General features: G+C 63.7%; 12 protein-coding genes, 1 tRNA gene and 3 pseudogenes. 11 read left to right on the top strand and 5 right to left on the bottom strand.

The window, feature by feature from the left end; genetic code table 11:
* The first annotated feature begins 25 nt into the window (after positions 1–25).
* Together QE385_RS07815 and QE385_RS07810 are read left to right on the top strand one after the other, a co-directional pair.
* Positions 26–1,372 carry a TldD/PmbA family protein gene (locus QE385_RS07815; protein ID WP_307100656.1) on the top strand — a complete coding sequence of 449 codons (1,347 nt, stop codon included), beginning with the start codon at positions 26–28 and terminating at the stop codon, positions 1,370–1,372.
* A complete protein-coding gene (locus tag QE385_RS07810) occupies positions 1,359–2,168 on the top strand; it encodes a 3'(2'),5'-bisphosphate nucleotidase CysQ (RefSeq protein WP_307100655.1) in 810 nt (269 codons plus the stop codon). Before QE385_RS07815 ends, QE385_RS07810 begins: the two co-directional genes overlap by 14 nt.
* Here QE385_RS07810 and QE385_RS07805 read toward each other — a convergent pair.
* Positions 2,158–2,859, bottom strand: a complete 702-nt coding sequence (locus QE385_RS07805; RefSeq protein ID WP_307100653.1) for an NAD-dependent deacylase — start codon at positions 2,857–2,859, stop codon at positions 2,158–2,160. The genes QE385_RS07810 and QE385_RS07805 overlap by 11 nt on opposite strands.
* 256 nt (positions 2,860–3,115) lie before the next feature.
* On the opposite strand from QE385_RS07805, the gene dapB reads away from it, so the two are divergent.
* The 3 genes from dapB (at position 3,116) to QE385_RS07790 (ending at position 4,643) form a co-directional block, all read left to right on the top strand.
* Positions 3,116–3,844 carry a 4-hydroxy-tetrahydrodipicolinate reductase gene (gene dapB / locus QE385_RS07800; RefSeq protein ID WP_307100650.1) on the top strand — a complete coding sequence of 243 codons (729 nt, stop codon included), beginning with the start codon at positions 3,116–3,118 and terminating at the stop codon, positions 3,842–3,844.
* Between the two features lie 5 nt (positions 3,845–3,849).
* On the top strand, positions 3,850–4,521 hold the full coding sequence (gene nth / locus QE385_RS07795) for an endonuclease III (protein WP_307100649.1): 672 nt from the start codon (positions 3,850–3,852) through the stop codon (positions 4,519–4,521).
* A 45-nt stretch (positions 4,522–4,566) separates the two neighbouring features.
* Positions 4,567–4,643, top strand: a tRNA-Arg gene (locus QE385_RS07790).
* Between the two features lie 564 nt (positions 4,644–5,207).
* Here the strand turns inward: QE385_RS07790 and QE385_RS19840 are convergent.
* A pseudogene (locus QE385_RS19840) lies at positions 5,208–6,251 on the bottom strand (recombinase family protein); the annotation flags it as partial.
* A 530-nt stretch (positions 6,252–6,781) separates the two neighbouring features.
* Positions 6,782–7,792: a tryptophan--tRNA ligase gene (gene trpS / locus QE385_RS07775; protein WP_307100643.1), complete on the bottom strand. Its 1,011-nt coding sequence runs from the start codon at positions 7,790–7,792 to the stop codon at positions 6,782–6,784.
* A 382-nt stretch (positions 7,793–8,174) separates the two neighbouring features.
* Here trpS and QE385_RS07770 point away from each other — a divergent pair, with 382 nt between their 5' ends.
* Positions 8,175–9,056, top strand: coding sequence for a GyrI-like domain-containing protein (locus QE385_RS07770; RefSeq protein WP_307100640.1), 882 nt, complete (start codon positions 8,175–8,177; stop codon positions 9,054–9,056).
* A gap of 189 nt (positions 9,057–9,245) precedes the next feature.
* Positions 9,246–9,632: pseudogene (locus QE385_RS07765) on the top strand (transposase); the annotation flags it as partial.
* 30 nt (positions 9,633–9,662) lie between these two features.
* Here the strand turns inward: QE385_RS07765 and QE385_RS07760 are convergent.
* A protein-coding gene (locus tag QE385_RS07760; RefSeq protein WP_307098189.1) for an IS3-like element ISGbe2 family transposase occupies positions 9,663–10,870 on the bottom strand; the annotation gives its coding sequence in 2 pieces (ribosomal slippage) (positions 9,663–10,546 and positions 10,546–10,870; 1,209 coding nt in all).
* A gap of 201 nt (positions 10,871–11,071) precedes the next feature.
* Positions 11,072–13,942, bottom strand: a complete 2,871-nt coding sequence (locus QE385_RS07755; RefSeq protein WP_307100638.1) for a TonB-dependent receptor — start codon at positions 13,940–13,942, stop codon at positions 11,072–11,074.
* A gap of 228 nt (positions 13,943–14,170) precedes the next feature.
* Between QE385_RS07755 and QE385_RS07750 the strand changes: the two genes are divergently transcribed.
* The 4 genes and pseudogenes from QE385_RS07750 (at position 14,171) to QE385_RS07735 (ending at position 17,622) form a co-directional block, all read left to right on the top strand.
* Positions 14,171–15,127 carry a ferritin-like domain-containing protein gene (locus QE385_RS07750; RefSeq protein WP_307100636.1) on the top strand — a complete coding sequence of 319 codons (957 nt, stop codon included), beginning with the start codon at positions 14,171–14,173 and terminating at the stop codon, positions 15,125–15,127.
* 82 nt (positions 15,128–15,209) lie between these two features.
* Entirely contained in the window at positions 15,210–16,196 is a 987-nt protein-coding gene (locus QE385_RS07745; RefSeq protein WP_307100634.1) for a ferritin-like domain-containing protein, read from the top strand.
* Positions 16,197–16,376: 180 nt separating this feature from the next.
* Positions 16,377–17,335, top strand: a pseudogene (locus QE385_RS07740) (IS481 family transposase).
* 26 nt (positions 17,336–17,361) lie between these two features.
* The gene (locus QE385_RS07735) at positions 17,362–17,622 is read left to right on the top strand and encodes a hypothetical protein (protein ID WP_307100632.1); all 261 of its coding nucleotides are present in this window, start codon (positions 17,362–17,364) and stop codon (positions 17,620–17,622) included.
* Positions 17,623–17,716: the final 94 nt, after the last annotated feature.

Raw genomic sequence — 17,716 nt, 5'->3', positions numbered from 1 at the left:
CGCATGCGCCCTTAAGTCCTGTGGCATGTTGACCCCCGAACAGGCCCGCGACCGGGCCGCCGATATCGTCGCCCGCGCCCATGCCGCCGGAGCCGATGCCGCCGATGCCATCTTCGCCGCCGATGCCGCGCTGGAGGTGTCGGTACGGCTGGGCGCGCTGGAGGATGTCGGCCGGTCGGAGAGCGAGGAACTGGGCCTGCGCGTGTTCGTCGGGCGGCGCTCGGCCAGCGTCTCGACCTCGGACCTGTCGGGCGATGCGATGGACCGCGCGGTCGAACGCGCGGTCGCGATGGCGCGCGAGGCGCCGGAGGATCGCTGGGCGGGCCTGGCGCCCGAGGAGCGGCTGCTGCACGGCGCGCCACCGATGCTCGACCTGGACGATGGCGGCGAGGTCGCGCCCGAGGCGCTGCGCGCCGCCGCGCTCGCCGCCGAGGAGGCCGCGCGCGCGGTGCCGGGCGTGACCAATTCCGAAGGCGGCGGCGCCTCCGCCTCGCGCATCGTCACCGCGCTGGCCACCAGCCATGGTTTCGCGGCGGGCTATGCCGCCACCGGCTATGGCCTGTCGGTCAGCGTCGTGGCGGGCGAGGGCGCGGGCATGCAGCGCGATTATGCGCATCATGGCGCGCGCCTGCGTCGCCTGCTCGAAACCCCCGAGGCGATCGGCGCGCGCGCGGGCGAGCGGACCGTGGCACGGTTGAACCCCGGCAAGCTGGCGAGCGGCGCGATGCCGGTGGTGTTCGATCCGCGCGTCGGATCGTCGCTGGTCGGGCATCTCGTCTCGGCGATCGCGGGGGCGTCGATCACGCGGCGGACCAGCTTCCTGCTCGACCGGCTGGGCGAGCGGGTGATGGCCGATGGCATTCGTATCGAGGACGATCCGCACCGCCCGCACGGCCTGCGCTCGCGCCCCTTCGATGGCGAGGGGCTGGCGGTGTCGCCGACCGCGATCGTCGAGGACGGGGTGCTGGAGACCTGGCTGCTCGATTCCGCCTCCGCGCGGCAGCTGGGGCTGGAGCCGACCGGCCATGCCGCGCGCGGCACGGCGGGCGCGCCGGGCGTTTCGACCAGCAACCTCTATATGGCGGCGGGCCGGGTGCCGGTCGACACGCTGATCGGCGACATCGCCGACGGCGTCTATGTGACCGAGCTGATCGGCAGCGGGGTCAATCCCGTCACCGGCGACTATAGCCGGGGCGCGGCGGGCTTTCGCATCGTCGGCGGGCGGATCGCGGAGCCGGTTGCGGAGTTCACCGTGGCAGGCAATCTGAAGGATATGTTCCTCGCCATGACCCCGGCCCATGATCTGGAGTTCCGCTACGGCGTCAACGTGCCCACGCTGCGCATCGATGGAATGACGGTTGCCGGCGGCTGACCCGATCCCCGCCCGGGACCTGATCCCGGCGGTCGTGGCGGCGGCGCGCGAGGCGGCGGCGATGGCGCTCGCCCGCTGGCGCACCGATTTCCGCCAATGGGAGAAGACCCCCGGCAGCCCGGTATGCGAGGTCGATCTGGACGTCGACCGGATGCTCCATGCCCGGCTGACCGCGCTGGTCCCCGATGCGGGCTGGCTGTCCGAGGAGACGGCGGACAAGCCCGACCGGCTGGCCGCGCGCCGGGTCTGGGTGGTCGATCCGATCGACGGCACGCGCGACTATATCCGGGGGCGCGAGGGCTGGGCGGTGTCGGTCGCGCTGGTCGAGGACGGGCGGCCGGTGATCGGCGTGCTGGCCGCCCCCGCGCGCGGCGAGCTGTGGCTGGCGCAGGCGGGGCAGGGCGCGACGCGCAACGGGCGCGCGCTGAGTGCGGGCTATTGCCGCCAGATGCCCGGTGCGCGGGTGCCGGTCGATGCGCTGCCCAAGGCGGACCGCGATCTGGTCGCCGTCTTCAAGCCCAATTCGATCGCGCTGCGCATCGCGATGGTCGCCGCCGACGAAGCCGATCTGGTCGCCACGCTGCGCTGGGGCAATGAATGGGACATCGCCGCCGCCGCGCTGATCGCGTCCGAGGCGGGGGCCGGGGTCGCCGATGCGCTGGGCCAGCCGCTGCTCTTCAACAAGCCCGACCCGCGCGCCTTTGGCGTCCTGGTGACGGCGCGGGGTCTTCAGGATGCGGCGGTCGAACGGCTCGGCCCCCGCGCCCGCGAGGTCATCGTACCCGTCACCGGCTGAGCATCTGCTCGACCCATTCGGGCACCAGCTGCCCCGCCGGACCCAGGCGGCTTTCGTCGAACCAGCCGCTTCCCTCCGAGCGATCGAGGTTCAGCTCCAGCGTCGCCGCGCCATATTCGCGCGCCATCCACACGAACCCGGCGGCGGGATAGACCGCGCCCGAGGTGCCGATCGACACGAACAGATCGGCCTCGGCCAGCGCCGCCTCGATCCGGTCCATGTGATAGGGGATCTCGCCGAAGAACACGATGTCGGGGCGAAGCGCGGGCGAGGCACAGGTGGGGCAGGGGGAGCCGGGTGGGAGGTCGTCCTGCCAGTCGAACCGCTCCCCGCAGCCCGCGCACAGGGCCCGTTTCAACGCGCCGTGCATATGCAGCAGCCGCTTCGCCCCCGCCCGCTCGTGCAGGTCATCGACATTCTGCGTGACGATCAGCAATTCGCCCGACCACGCCCGATCCAGCCGCGCCAGCGCCGCATGCGCCGCATTGGGCACGACATCGGCCAGCGCCCCCCGCCGCCGATCATAGAAGAGGTGGACGAGGTCCGGATCGGCGGCGAGCGCCTCGGGTGTGCACACATCCTCGACCCGGTGCCCCTCCCACAGCCCGCCGGGCCCGCGAAAAGTGGCGATGCCGGACTCGGCCGAGATACCCGCGCCGGTGAGGATGACGATGTTGCGGATGTCGGTCATGCAGCAGGCGCTCCACTATTGTCACTACGGCGAAGTCCGCCATCGCGGCGGACCATCAATGGTCCAGGCGAATTCAGGGGAAGGGCCGTCGGGCGTCATGGCCGGCAATTCTAATCCGGGGCAGGTCCGACGGCCAACCTTTATGGCCTGGGGATCGTTGAAGCATGGAACGGCCACGCGGTTTCTTCGCGCGCCAACCTGTGTCAAGGAGCGCTCCCATGACGACCTTCTTCCTCTTCTCCGCCGGGATCCCCGCATGACCGCCATCGGTATCTATGGCAGCGCCGGGCGCATGGGCCGTGCCATTGCCGAGCTGATCGAGGGCGAGGGCGCCACGCTGGCGGGGGGCTGCGACTCGCATGACGATCCGGCGGCGCTGGCGGCACGCGCCGATGTGCTGGTGGATTTCTCGATTGCGGGTGCGCTCGACGCGCATCTGGCGGCCGCCCGCGCGGCGCGCACCCCGATCGTGATCGGGACCACCGGCCTGTCGCCCGCGCAGCATGCCGCGATCGACGCGGCGGCGGCGGACATCGCGGTGCTCCAGACCGGCAACACCTCGCTCGGCATCACGCTGCTCGCCAATCTGGTGCGCGAGGCGGCGGCGCGGCTGGGCAGCGACTGGGATATCGAGATCACCGAGATGCACCACCGGCACAAGGTCGATGCGCCCTCGGGCACCGCGCTCCTTCTGGGCGAAGCGGCGGCGGCGGGGCGGGGGCATCCGCTGTCCGAACTGCGCGTCGATGGCCGTGCCGGGCTGGTGGGCGCGCGGACCGAGGGGACGATCGGGCTGGCGGCCCTGCGCGGCGGCTCGGTGATCGGCGATCATGAGGTGATCTTCGCGGGCGAGGGCGAGCGGGTGACGCTGGGCCATTTCGCGCAGGACCGCAGCATCTTCGCGCGCGGCGCGGTGCGCGCGGCGCTGTGGCTCGCGGGGCAGGCGCCGGGGCGCTATCGCATGGGCGACGTGCTGGGCCTGTAACGGACATGAAGAAGGCGGACGTCGTCGAATTCTACCACCGGCTGGCGGAGGCGAACCCGCATCCCGAGACCGAGCTGGAGTTCCGCAACCCCTATACGCTGGTGGTCGCGGTCGCACTGTCCGCGCAGGCCACCGATATCGGCGTCAACAAGGCGACCCGCGCCTTGTTCGCCGAGGTCGACACGCCGCAAAAGATGCTTGAACTGGGCGAGGATGGGCTGAAACAGCACATCAAGACGATCGGCCTGTTCAACACCAAGGCCAAGAACGTCATCGCCCTGTCGCGGATGCTGGTCGACGATTATGGCGGCGAGGTGCCGGAGGATCGCGCGGCGCTGGAGCGGCTGCCCGGCGTAGGGCGCAAGACCGCCAATGTCGTGCTGAACGTGGCTTTCGGGCAGGAGACCTTCGCGGTCGACACGCACATCTTCCGCGTCTGCAACCGCACCGGGCTGGCCAAGGGCAAGACGGTGCTGGCGGTCGAACTCAAGCTGGACAAGGCGACGCCCGCGCCGTTCCGCGTCCATGCCCATCACTGGCTGATCCTGCACGGCCGCTATATCTGCAAGGCCCGGCGGCCCGAATGCTGGCGCTGCCCGGTCGAGGACCTGTGCGCCTATCGCCCCAAGACGCCCGCCCCTGCGGCCAAATCCGGAAAAGCGCCCGTGGCGGCATAAAAGGGCTGGCGCGTGCGGACGGGCGATGCTAGTCGGCTCGCCCACGCACCCGTAGCTCAGCTGGATAGAGCGCTGCCCTCCGAAGGCAGAGGCCACAGGTTCGAATCCTGTCGGGTGCGCCATTTCTGTTCAGCTTTGGGCACTGCGGCACTCGGCGTCTGGGATGCTATGATCGCGCGTTCCAGCATCGCGTTGCGCCCCGTGATCCGAACCTCGCGGTCGCCGACTTCGACGCGGTCCACGAGCAGGTGGATGTATTCCTTGCGCATCCTGCCGTCCGATTCGTCTAGCTTACGGCGAAGCAGATCGCCGAACCGGGCGATGATTTCAGGCGTGATTCGCCGATCACCAGCGTCGAGCTGCCGTTCGAGGACGGCGATGTCGGCTTGGGTGCTGGCCTTCTGCGCACGGATGTTGCCGAGTTCACTGGCGACTTGCGGATCGTCGGGGCTCAGCGTGTTGTTCCGGACCAGCCTGATTACGCTAGCGCTTTCGCCATCGAGTTGGGTCAGTCGGGCGCGTAGCCGTTTCAGTTCAGCGGCGCGCTCCGCGACGGCGGTGGCCGACCGGTCCAGCCATGTCTGCAGAAGCGTGGTCAGCCGTTCCGGCTGGACGAGATGACGGGTCACCGCGCCGACGACCAGATCGTCCAGCTGCTCCATCGGAACGCGGCGTCCCGTGCACGCGTCCGGCCCGCGCTTGATCCGCGCCGAACAGGCGTAATAGCGATACTGGCCGGATTTGCCGGTGCTCGTCATCATCCCGGCGCCGCAACCGTCCCCACCGCAACCGCAGACCGCGCGGCTGGTCAGCAGATTCGTATTCGTCTTCGCGGCCGCTTCGCCCATCCGCGGGTCGCGGTCGGCCATCTGCTGGCGGACCGCGTAGAACGTCTCTTCATCAATGATCGGCGGCACCGGGATCGGCACCCACTCGCTTTCCGGCCGCGTCTCACCGGTGCGAGAATTCCGGCGGTTGAAGATGACATAGCCTATATAGGCGGTGTTAGTCAGGATGTTGTGCAACGTCCCGATGCTGAACCGCTTGCCCCGGATGCGATAGCCGCGTTCGTTGAGGTGATGCGCCAAGCCCGTGACGCCGATCGGGCCGCTCGCCGTGCCTTCGCGATACGTTTTGAAGATGTAGCGGACCATGTCGACCGTCTCGGGGTCGTGCTCCAGCTTCTTGCGGTCCTTGCCGCGCGCCTGCGGCACGGTGCAGGTGCGGAAGCCGATCGGCGGTGTCTGCCCGTTCCAAAAGCCGTTCACGGCATTGGCCACCATGGTGCGGCGAACATGCTTGGCGTTCTCGGCCGAATGATATTCGTCGAAGATGGCGAGCATCGACACGGCTAGGTCGGACGTCGGATCGTCGCCGAAATCCTGCGTCACCGAAATAATGCGGATTTTCTTGCTGCGGAGTCGCTCGCGATACTGCATGAAGTCGAGCGCGTTGCGGAACAGCCGCGACAGCGAATGCGCGAGGATGATGTCGACCGGACGCTCATTCGACTCGGCGAGCGCGATCATCTCACGAAAGGCTCGCCGATGATCGTCAGTCGCGCTGCCCGCTTCCGAGAAGACCCTGACGGACTGCGCGCCATGATCCTCGATCCAGCGTTCGGCGGTGGCGATCTGATCCGGCAACGACAAGTCGTTCTTTTCCTGCCGCGTCGTCGATACCCGCGCATAGACGAAGACGCGCTTACCCGCGAACGTGTCGCTTCCCATTGTTAGACCTTTCGAACAGCGCGGCGATCTCGCCGCCGAACAGCCGATCGATCAGCGCGACCTCCTGTTCGAGGGTCGACCATGAATCGTCGAAGGCCGCGCTGACAAGCCCCGGATCGTTTATACGCGCATGACTGCCCGGCGACGCGGAGGTCACTTGGGTCGTTGGAGGTGATGCGCGCCGGCTCATGGGCCGGGCGTGGCAGGTTCGACGCGACGCCGTTGCGGGGGGCGCTCGCGAATTTTCCAGAAGTGCCTGCGTTACCGGTTCACCGTGTCAGGTCGACAAGAAGGAGGCGAGTTTTCGACGTCTTGCTGTCTATCGCAGGCTGGTTGATGGCGTTCCCGATTTCCCATCACAGAACGGTGGTTTTGGGAAATGGCAATCGGGAACGGATTTTGAGAATGCCCATGCCCGGGGCATACGTTGGACCACCCGGCTCAACCGGAATCCTACCTCGGGTTCCCAATGGGAATGTCCCAGCCGTCTTGCCCAACCTTCCTAATCGGGAAGCCGGGTGCCCGTGCCGCTACAAGCGAAACAGGTTCAGCCCCTCTATGATTTCGGCCTTCGTCTGTTGCGTGATCTGCCTGCCCTTCTCCGCACCGGCGCGCAGTATATCCATGATGGTGTCGGGATCGGCGGCAAGCGCCGCTCGCCGCTCGCGGATTGGGGTGACGATCGCCTGAAGGATGCCGGTGAGACGACGCTTCAGCACCATGTCGCCCAAGCCGCCGTGTCGGTATTCCGCCTTCAATTGGGCGACCGCTTCCAAGTCCACGTCGAACGCATCGAGGTAGGTGAAGACCACGTTGCCCTCCACCTGCCCCGGATCGGATGCCCGAAGGTGGTTCGGGTCCGTATACATGCGCTGAACCGCCGCCGCGATCTCGGCATCCGTGGCCGATAGCGGAATGGCGTTGCCCTGCGACTTGCTCATCTTCGCCTTGCCGTCCACGCCGGGCAACCGCCCCGTCGTTGGGATCAGCGCCTGTGCCTCGGGGAGAAGCGCCCGTCCGATCTGGCGGTTGAGACGGCGGACAAGCTCGTTGGTCTGCTCGATGATCGGCGCCTGATCCTCCCCGACCGGGACCACGGTAGCCTTGAAGGCGGTGATGTCGGCCGCCTGCGCCGCAGGGTAGCAGAGGAAGCCAGCAGGAATGTCTCGGCCGAAGCCGCGCGCCTGTATCTCATCTTTGATGGTCGGATTGCGTTCAAGGCGTGCGACCGACACGAAGTTGAGGTATAGAAGCGTCAGTTCGGCCAGCGCCGGCATTGCGGATTGCAGGCAGATCGTGGACAACGACGGATCGATGCCCACCGCGAGGTAATCGGTTGCGACTTCCAACACGTTGCGGCGAACCTTGCCAGGATTATCGGCATTATCGGTCAGTGCTTGGGAGTCAGCGAGCAGCACATATTGCTGGTGCGTATGTTGAAGCTCCACACGGTTGCGGAGCGAACCGATATAGTGACCGAGGTGTAGTGCACCGGTCGTGCGGTCGCCGGTCAGGATCACCGGGCGCGAAGAAGATGGCATTGAGGCAACTCTCCAAAGGTTGCCGCTGCTATCGTCGGGATTGTTGTGACCGGGCCGCCGAGAGCAGCGGCCGGGTCAAAGGTATATGACAGGCCGCGCTTAGATCGCGGGCCACCAGCGTTGCGAGTTGATCGTCATCGGGCTTGTCATGCCAACCCAATAGCGGATCAGCGCACCCGGCGGAAGCGGCCAATCTTTTCGCTACGTGCGGGTTTTCAGAAGCGATCTACGTTCCCGATATTCGATCCCAACGGGAACGCCCGGCCGACTCGCAGGTCGTTCCTTTGCGGGAAAGACCATCGGGCTGTGTTAGAACCGCAAGATCGGTCGAGCGCGTCATATCCGTGAGCGCCTAGCTGGCGTCGCCACGGAGGAGAGGACGATGAAGGCGGCGCTTCCCCACTACCATGCCCGGATGCAGCGGGTGCTGGATCACATCGACCGGCACTTGGATTGCGACTTGGACTTGGACACGGTGAGCGGTGTCGCGGCCTTCTCGAAATACCATTTCCACCGACAGTTCACGGCGACCTTCGGGTTGTCGCTGCATCGCTACGTCCAGCTGGCCCGCATGAAGCGGGCATCCCACCGGCTGGCCTATCGGGACGCGCACAGCGTTACCGACATAGCGATGGATGCCGGATACGACGCCCCAGACGCCTTCGCCCGCGCCTTTCGGCAACGGTTCGGGCAGTCGCCGTCGTCGTTCAGGAAAGCTCCCGATTGGGAGCCGTGGCTTGCGGCCTTCCGGCCTCTCGACAACGCGAGGAGCAAGCTCATGCAGACCACCTATACCACTGATGACGTGACGATCCGAGACGTGGCCGCGACGCCCGTGGCGATCATGGAGCATCGCGGCGACCCGGCGACGATCGGCGCGACCATCCAGCGTTTCATCGCTTGGCGCAAAGCGACCGGGCTGTCGCCGAAGACCGCCCCGACCTTCAACGTCTTTCACTCCGATCCGCGCACGACGCCTTCGGCCGAATACCGCTTGGACCTGTGCGTTGGTACCGATCGCCCGATCGAGGCGAACGGCGAGCGGATCGAAGCCGGCACCATTCCCGGCGGACGCTGTGCGGTCCTGCGCGTCGTCGGCAACACCGACAATCTGGAGCCTGCCGCCCTGTACCTCTACCGCGATTGGCTACCCGCCAGCGGCGAGGAGGCGCGAGATTTCCCGCTCTACTGCCAGCGCATCACCTTCTTCCCGGAGGTGCCGGAACATGAGGCGGTCGCTGAACTGTTCCTGCCACTGAAATAGGTTGGTGCAGGGGCGGCATGGCTCCGTGGCGAACAGGCCGCCCTTTCCCAAAACATGGGGTAATCGCGGGAGCGATCTGCCCCGTGTCTCCGCTTCCAACAGGACGGCAGACAGGTGGTTGTTCCCCGATAGGATGGACAGACGGGCTCACGACTGGCGCCGGGCCCAGGCATCGCACGGAGAACAACCATGGGCGAGTATATCGGTCTGGACGTGTCGTTGAAAGATACGGCCGTCTCCATACGGCATTTGGGCAAGCGGATTTGGCGCGGCAAATGTGCTTCGGATCCGCAGACGCTGGCCGAGTTGATCCGCAAGCGCGCGCCGGATGCGGAACGGGTCGTGTTCGAAACCGGTCCGCTGTCGGTGTGGTTCTATCATGAGCTGACCGCGCTGGGCTTGCCGGCGATCTGCATCGATGCGCGTCATGCAAAGGCGGCGCTCGACATGGCGGCCAACAAGACCGACGCGAACGACGCCGACGGTCTGGCGCATCTCGCCGAGATCGGCTTCTATCGGGAGGTCCGCGTCAAAGGCTATGACAGCATGCTAATGCGCACGTTGGTGGCGGGGCGCATGATCTGGCCCCCGTTTCACCGGACGGATTCAGGCGGTTGCAGAAACCAGTGCGCGATGTTCGCGCGGTGAACGCATTTTGAGCCCTGAATGGGGGTGGTTGTCGTTGTAGTCCTCGATCCATCCGGCAAGCGATGTCAACGCGGTGGGAGCATCAGGCAGCGGCGAGACGCGGACGTAATCGCGCTTGAGGGTATGAACGAAGGCCTCCGAGATGCCGTTGGACTGCGGGCTGCGAACGGGCGTGAAGCAGGGTTTGAGGCCCAGCTGCCGGGCAAAGGTGCGTGTTTCGCGGGCAGTATAGGCCGAGCCGTTATCGGACAGCATCTCGACCGGCACGGGCGCGCGCATACCGCCGAAGCGGGTTTCCACGGCTTCCAGCATGATGTCGCGCACGTCCGAGCCGCTGATGCCCGCATTGGCGATCGCGCGCCAGGCGATGATCTCGCGGTCATGGGCGTCGATGATGAAGGCGCCGCGCACGACCTCGCCGTTCCAGCAGGTGAACTCGAAGCCGTCCGAGCACCAGCGCAGGTTCGAGCGGATCGCCACCACGACGCCGTCATGGCCATAGTCGGCCCGCTCGGTGTAGCGCCGCGCCAGCAGCAGGCGGTCCGCGGCCATGATGCGATAGACGCGCTTGTGATTGACCGGCGCCAGTCCTTCGGCGCGTTGCTGTCGATTGAGGACTGCCGCGATGCGGCGGTAGCCGTAGGTGGGCCGCTGCGCGGCGATCTGGCGTATGCGGGGCAGCAGGTCCGCGTCGTCGGCCTTGGCGTACGGCCCGCGCGTCCGGGTGCGGCCGGTCAGGCGGTCGTACACCGTCGAGCGCCCGACCCCGAGCGTCTTGGCGACCAGGCTCACCGGATAGTCTCCGGCAACGGCGAGTGCATGAGCAAGCTCGCTTTTTTTGGGCGTGAGCGCTCCAGCGCCTCCTTCAGGATCTCGACCTCCAGCGTCTTGCGGCCGAGCTGGCGCTCCAGTTCGCGGATGCGGGTCTCCATCTCGCGGACCTGGCGATTGCTGGTCACGTCGTCGTCGCCGGCGACCGCGACGCTCCCGCCCTCCAGCATCAGCCGCCGCCAGCGGTACAGCAGGTTCGGCGCCACGCCGTTGCGGCGTGCCACCACCGATATGCTCTCGCGACCATCGAGCGTCTCCTCGACGATCCTCAGCTTCTCAGGCGTGCTCCAGTGACGGCGACGACCGCCGTCGGTGATGATTTCGGACACGGACATAAGCCTATGCTTAGGGGATAGCCCCAAGCCTCCTTCTTAGGCTTGAATCCGTCCGGTCGAAATGGGGGCCAGCTCAGAGGCCGACCGAAATGCGAAAGTATGTGCCTCTGCAATGGCGCTCGGCACTCCTTCCTTGATCCGCTGTTCGATAATCGATCGATCATAGGGGAAGGAAGGAGTGCACGGACAAGGCAGATGCTATCAGAAGCGACTTCGGACCGAGAAGCTGAAATTGCGCGAGAAGTATCGTACGTCCTGCGGCGCGGCATAAGAGCCGAAATAGCTGCGGTTGCCATCCGCCGTCAGATTCGACCCCTCCAATGCCAAGGTCAGATTTTTGTTTACGTCATAGTTGATCGACGCATCCAGACGTTTGACTGGATCCAGAAATATGTTGTTGTACGGATCATTGGCATCGACCGACCATTGCCGGCGGGACTGCCAGTTATAGGCGACACGAACGTTCAATCCATCCTTTTCGAAAAAGCCAACCAGATTGTACATATATTTGGATACATTTAGGTACGGACCATAAATGAACTCGGCTTCGCCAATCGATGTGCTATTCGGCTTGAATACGGGATAAGCCTGGCGTGTCAGATTCATCGTACCGTTCACCTGAGCGCCGAAGTTTTTCAGGATGCCGGGGAGGAACGAGAAGAAGGTCGTCAGATTGCCTTCGATACCGCGATGTCGGCCACGACCGAGATTATAGGGCCGCGTCACGAGCACCGGGACATTGGGTGATTCCGGCAATATCTCAGGAAGCTGGCGATTGCCGATCAGACCATCCTGATTCCATTGCCAAATCGCAAGGCTGGCCAGGCCGGTGGGTCCGAAATACCATTCGAGTGAGGCGTCATATTTGTTCGTCGTGATCGGCCCCAGTCGCGGGTTGCCGCCGCCTGCGGTCGGCCCGCTCCGGTTGCGCAAGTCCAGCGTCAGGCGAGGATTGATTTGATAGACGCTCGGCCGCCCGACTTCATAGGTCCAGGCCGTGCGCAATTGGAGCTTGGGCGTGAAGTGAATGATGGCATTCACACTGGGCATGACGTCCAGGAAATTGGCTTTCGGACTGATCGTCGTATCGACCGTCTGCTCGACCAGTTGGTTGTCGACGTTCACGAATTGGGATGTCCTCTGGATCGCCGTCAGATTGGTCAGGCTGTTGACGAAACGTGTGCCGACGACGCCATCGATGGGGAACAGCAGCTTTATGTTGTAATGCGCCATCACATAGGCGGCATAGCTGCCATCCGATCCCCCAAAGCCATCCAGCGGATTATATTTGGGATAACGGTCGGCCAGTTCGGGGTAGATACCAACCAGTCTCGCCCGGATATCGTCAAAGCTGTTGCGAATCGAATCGCTGTCGCCGATCAGCCACTCGGCATTCGACGCTGATTTGGAGCCCTGAAACCCCTTTGAGCTGCTGACCAGCTTGTAATTCGGCAGGCTTACAATCGGAATGCGAAGGTTACCATAGGCGCCGCGAAATCCATATCCGCGCGAATATGTCCGATTGGCGTAGCGGAAGCCGGACTTGACATAGTCAATGAAACTGGAATCCGTATAAAGCTTAAGATCCCATTTCGCTTCTATTTCAGAGCTATAGGTGAACTGTTTTGCTTGGTCAAACCCATCGATATACAAATAATTTTTGGGATCGAGCAGGTTTATGTTCTTGAAGGTAACGTTCGATCCTCCCAGTGGGTCGGTAGTGTCATTGAAGATGACGTCGTAATCAGGTTGTTGGTTGAACCGAATCCAGTGAAAAATGTGATTGGAATCGTTTTCGGCGCGTGCCCAATTGACCCAGCTGTTGAATTCGAATCTTTCGTTCTTGAAATCGACCTGGAAGCGGCCATTATAATTGGTGCTTTTATGCAGGGCCGACTGACGGCCCGGACCCATGGGGTCGAGCGAGGTCGCCGATAGCGACTTCACCAAGCGTCCGTCAGGACCCAGCACGATGTTGGACAGCACCGGCAGCGGCGCCGAGGTGGTGGAATAGGTCAGCGGAATGTCGAACTGGTTGTCCGCCCACAACATGCGCTGCTTGCGATAGCCGCCTTCCAGGGTGATCGACCAATGATCGTCCGGGCGCCATTGGGTGGACACGTTGACGTCGGCGCGCTTCGACCAACCATTCGGCCCAGAAAAACCGACCGCCCATGGCATATAGACGTTGCGCGGCGTGGTGCTGGGCAGGAACGTCAGGCGCGAATCGCCGGGAATATGGGGCCTAGAGTTCCACCGGATTGATTCGTTGTAACGGACATCGTTGATCGATCCATTGACCGAAAAGCCCAACCGCCCGATCGCGGTGTCGGCATTATAGGCGATCAGCGCGCTATAATAGGGATTTACCTTCTTGATCTGGTCGGCATAGTCGCCGCGCACGCTGAAGGCGTAGGTCGCGCCTTCCTTGAAGTCGGTCGGGCGGCGCAGCGTCAAGTTGATGACGCCGGTCTGGCTACCTTCCACCTGATCGGGGGTGCGCGTCTTATAGACCTCGATACCCGCGACCATGTCGGACGAGATGTCGTTCAGATAGGTCGTGCGGTCACCTGCGGAAAAGGTCGGCGATCCGTTGACCGTCGTCATGACCCCTCCCAGGCCACGAATCTTGACGTCGCCCCCTTCGCCGCGGTTCCGCTCGATCTGGATACCGGGGATTCGCGCCAACGCTTCTGGGATATTCTTGTCCGGCAATTTGCCGATATCCTGGGCAACAACGACGTCGACGATCTGGGATGCCCGACGCTTGGCGTTGCGGGCCGACTTCACATTTTCGCGAAGCCCCATGACGATGATGTCGCCCTCCAAGCGGCCATTGTCGTTGGAAAGCTGCGGCTGCGATTCGCCGCTTTTCGCAGCCTCCTTGGCAAGTTTCTCCTCTCGCTTTGACCGTTTGCGAGGGCGTTCTTTAATTCTCTTGTCCCCCGTGAGTAATTTTTGAGCCTTTTCAGTGGTATCCTCCGATTGCTCGGCAGCAGCGCTAGTCACCGGATAAGCAGCGATTATCGCAGTTACGGCAACCCCATTTGCGAGCCCGCGTATGGACAACATCCCGACCTCCCCCAAAAACGTTTCCGGCAACTTTTGTGCTTTAACAGGTGCAATATAGATGGACTATTATAGTAGGACAAGTTAAAAGTCATTTCGCAAGCGAGGTTCGTGCGTCGATATGACGGCGTGCGGCCAAGTGCTCACGGTACCAGATTTTATGACCACTCAGATGGTCGGGGATTTTGTAGCGTTAGCGTTAACAGCGCGAATTGGGGGAAGGGGAGGAGTATGAGGGAAACCAATGTCATATCTGTCGAAAAGCTTGCGATCGCAGGGGCAGGGCGCCGCGAGTTCTTCGCGACGGTCCTGGCCGGAGTCGCGATTGCTGGCACAGTAGGTTCGGCATCTGCTCAGACCGCGTCGTCTGTGGATACGGCGCCGCTTCAGTTCGCGCTGAACCTGCATTACCTCTCGACGAATATGTTGCAGCTCGCGATCTATGGAAAGGATCGCCAATTGCCTGCGCAATATATTCGGGGCGGTGAGACGCTGGACCAGCCTGGAGTGTCCGCCACATCCGCAAAGCAGGTGTCCTTTCCCACCGGCACGCGCGATATTCAGTCCCGCATCCGGGAAATCGCCGATTCGCTGTGGTTCCGCACCCTGTTGCTGCGATCCCTGCTGCGGGCTGACGCCCCGGCCCAGACGCAGATCGACATGTCGGCGGAGCGCTTTACCGCAATGTTTCGTATGGCGGGGGCAATCGGAACGGACGAAAGCTTCGATCCTTATGCCTCGCCGCTAAACTTAGCTTTGGCAGCGGAAACGATTTTGGCGGTCCAGGCGACTGCCCTCAGCGGACTTTTGTCGCAATATACCAATAGTATCGTCCGGGCCGCGATGGTGTCGATGGCATCGACCGCCGCCACCGATGTGACGACGGTCCGCACGATCCTGATGGCCGCCGCCCCCGCCCGTCCCGAACTGATGACGATGGTCGACCGGATGGCGGCCTGGCGCAACGGCATCGATGGATCGACCATCACGGACCGCGGCATGTCCCCGGTCCTGATCAATGGTCAGATGACGACGCGACTCGGTCTGACGGACGATGATGGCCTTCACCTAATGCGCACGCCGGGTCAGGCGCTGAACGTCTTGTTCATGACCTCGGGCGCCGCGACTCAGGGCGGGTTCTTCCCGACCGGAATCAACGGGGCGATCAGAACCACCGCCGTCAACTGAACGTAACGGCCTGATTCCCAAGGGGGATGACATGACGATTTCCAACAAGGAACTGGGTGCGTCCGATACCACCCGCCGCCAGATGATCCGCTGGTTCGGCACCGCCTCGGCAATGGCGGGGGGGCTTGCTCTGCTGGAAGGCTGCAATGACGATGTCGTCGGATCGGAGAATGTGAAGACACCGACGCCCACCGCATCGGCCACCTCCACCCCGACCCCGCCGCCCAGCTATACCGCGACCGATAACGACCGGCTGAATTTCATACTTCAGCTGCATTATCTCTACGGTACCTATCTGGTTCGCGGACTGAACGGGACCAGCCTGCCTGCCGCGCTCACCACGGGCAGCGGCACGGCGGGCGGGGTGTCCGGCGGCCAGGCGGTGACGTTCACCGACAGCGGGATGTGCGCAGCGATCAATGAGGTTGCGAATGCTGTGTTGGGACGAATTGGCTTTCTGCGCCGAACATTGGGGGCGGCGGTGACGGCTCAGCCTGCGCTCAACATCGCCGGAGGACAAAATGGCCCGTTCGACGCGATCGCGCGCGTACCGTCCGATACGCCGCCGACTAGCTACTTCAACCCGTATAGCGCGCAAGACGAATTCTTGCTGGGGGCGGTCGCGCTATCGGCGGTGACGATGACGGCGTCGATCGATCAGAGCTACCAGGTCAGTTCCGGCATGGCCGCCGCGCTCGGAGCCTTTGCGGCAAGCGTAGGGGCCAGCGACGGCATCATCCGCAACGCGCTGTATCAGCGCTCGATCATTCAATCGCGGACACTGCCTGCGAAAGACATATTGTTTGAACGTTCCTGGCGCATGGCGGAGGCGCGCAATCGGCTCGATGGTCCGCGCGATCTCGATCATGGCATCGGGTGGTTCGATGGCGACAAGGATTTCGGCTCCCGCATCCCCTTGCGCGATGGGGCGAACTGGATCGCCCTTCGTCGGACCCCCGAGGAAGCGCTGGGTATCCTTTACGCGTCCGGCACGTCGGTATCCGCGGGCGGCTTTTTCCCCAGCGGGCTGAACGGGCTGATCAAGACCAGCGGGATCAACATCGTGTGATCCCTCCGGTCGCGCGATCGAGGCCCCTCTTCGGTCGCGCGGACAACTTGATAGCGAAGAGGGTCAAGCGCCCTCTTCGCTTTTTTCAAGTGCTCGATCCTGCGACTCAACCCTTTTGACTAGGTGTTTGATCCCACGGTTTGATGGTGCGATCCTTTCGTTGGAATGGAAGGATGCCGTATGGGACAGGTACGTCACGGAAGCGCCACGACCACGCACGCCGTCCGAGCAGCAATACAGCGCGCCAAGCTTCGCTCTCGACGCTGAGCCGTGAGCTGGGGATCAACCCGAAGACGGTCGCGAAGTGGCGTAAGCGGGCGACCGTCGAGGACCTGAAGACCGGGCCGAAGGGCCCTCATTCGACAACCCTGTCCGAGGCCGAGGAGGCAATGGTTGTGGCGTTTCGGCGGCACACGCTGTTGCCGCTGGATGACTGCCTCTACGCCCTGCAACCGTCACTCCCGCATCTGACGCGCTCAGCGCTGCACCGATGCCTCCAGCGGCACGGGATCTCCCGGCTGCCGGACATCGAAGGCGACAAACCGAAGCGGCAACGCTTCAAACGCTACCCGATCGGCTTCTTCCACATCGATATTGCCGAAGTGCAGACTGCCCAAGGCAAGCTCTACCTGTTCGTCGGCATAGACCGCACGAGCAAGTTCGCGGTCACTCAACTGGTCGACAAGGCTGACAGACGCACAGCGTGGGAGTTCCTCGAACATCTGCTGAAAGCCGTGCCGTACCGCATCCACACTATCCTGACCGACAATGGCATCCAGTTCGCCGAGCAGCCCCGCAACCGCAACACCGCCTGGTCCCGCCAAATGCGCTTCGACATGATCTGCGAGGCAAACGACATCGAGCACCGGCTCACCAAACCGAACCATCCGTGGACCAACAGACAAGTCGAGCGGATGAACCGGACCATCAAGGAGGCGACCGTCAAACGCTTCCATTACGAGAGCCACGACCAGCTCCGGACGCACCTCGCCGACTTCATGGCCGCCTACAACTTCGCCCGACGGCTCAAGACGCTCAGCGGGCTCACACCCTACGAATACATCGCCAAGATCTGGACGTCAGAGCCAGACCGGTTCATCGTCAACCCGATCCACCAGATGCCGGGACTGAACACCTAGCTTGGCAGCGACCGCTACCGTTCGGGGTGCTGACCGGGCGGCTGCGGACCGAATGGTTGCATGAGTTCACCAATGGCACGCGCCAAGGGCTGGACTATGCCGATGTTGCTGGACCATCCTTCTACAGTCTGCTCGCGTCGGTTTGGTCGCGTGAACAATTTATGTTCGCACCCGGCATCGGCCTGACGCTGCCGTCGGGTTGGAATGTTGGACTGGATGTCGGCGTCCGGGTCGCCGATGGCGAACAGGCGGCAACCACCGGTGTGCAAGTCTGCAAGAAGTTCTGAGGAGCAACGGGCGGTCGGCGCGATGTCGAATATGGACGTCCCGCCGACCACCTGCTTGACGAGATTCGGCCACCGTGGTTCCGGGAGAGCGCCT

The sequence above is a fragment of the Sphingomonas sp. SORGH_AS_0950 genome (assembly GCF_030818415.1).
Classification (GTDB): Bacteria; Pseudomonadota; Alphaproteobacteria; order Sphingomonadales; family Sphingomonadaceae; genus Sphingomonas.
Note: the sequence above shows the minus strand (reverse complement) of the source record. Positions and strands in the feature narration are given on the sequence as shown.

Coding starts and splice junctions, on each gene's coding strand:
- nth (WP_307100649.1), top strand. CDS start 3,850: ATGAAGAAGGCGGACGTCGTCGAATTCTACCACCGGCTGGCGGAGGCG.
- QE385_RS07805 (WP_307100653.1), bottom strand. CDS start 2,859: ATGACCGACATCCGCAACATCGTCATCCTCACCGGCGCGGGTATCTCG.
- QE385_RS07755 (WP_307100638.1), bottom strand. CDS start 13,942: ATGTTGTCCATACGCGGGCTCGCAAATGGGGTTGCCGTAACTGCGATA.
- QE385_RS07815 (WP_307100656.1), top strand. CDS start 26: ATGTTGACCCCCGAACAGGCCCGCGACCGGGCCGCCGATATCGTCGCC.
- QE385_RS07750 (WP_307100636.1), top strand. CDS start 14,171: ATGAGGGAAACCAATGTCATATCTGTCGAAAAGCTTGCGATCGCAGGG.
- QE385_RS07745 (WP_307100634.1), top strand. CDS start 15,210: ATGATCCGCTGGTTCGGCACCGCCTCGGCAATGGCGGGGGGGCTTGCT.
- QE385_RS07770 (WP_307100640.1), top strand. CDS start 8,175: ATGAAGGCGGCGCTTCCCCACTACCATGCCCGGATGCAGCGGGTGCTG.
- dapB (WP_307100650.1), top strand. CDS start 3,116: ATGACCGCCATCGGTATCTATGGCAGCGCCGGGCGCATGGGCCGTGCC.
- trpS (WP_307100643.1), bottom strand. CDS start 7,792: ATGCCATCTTCTTCGCGCCCGGTGATCCTGACCGGCGACCGCACGACC.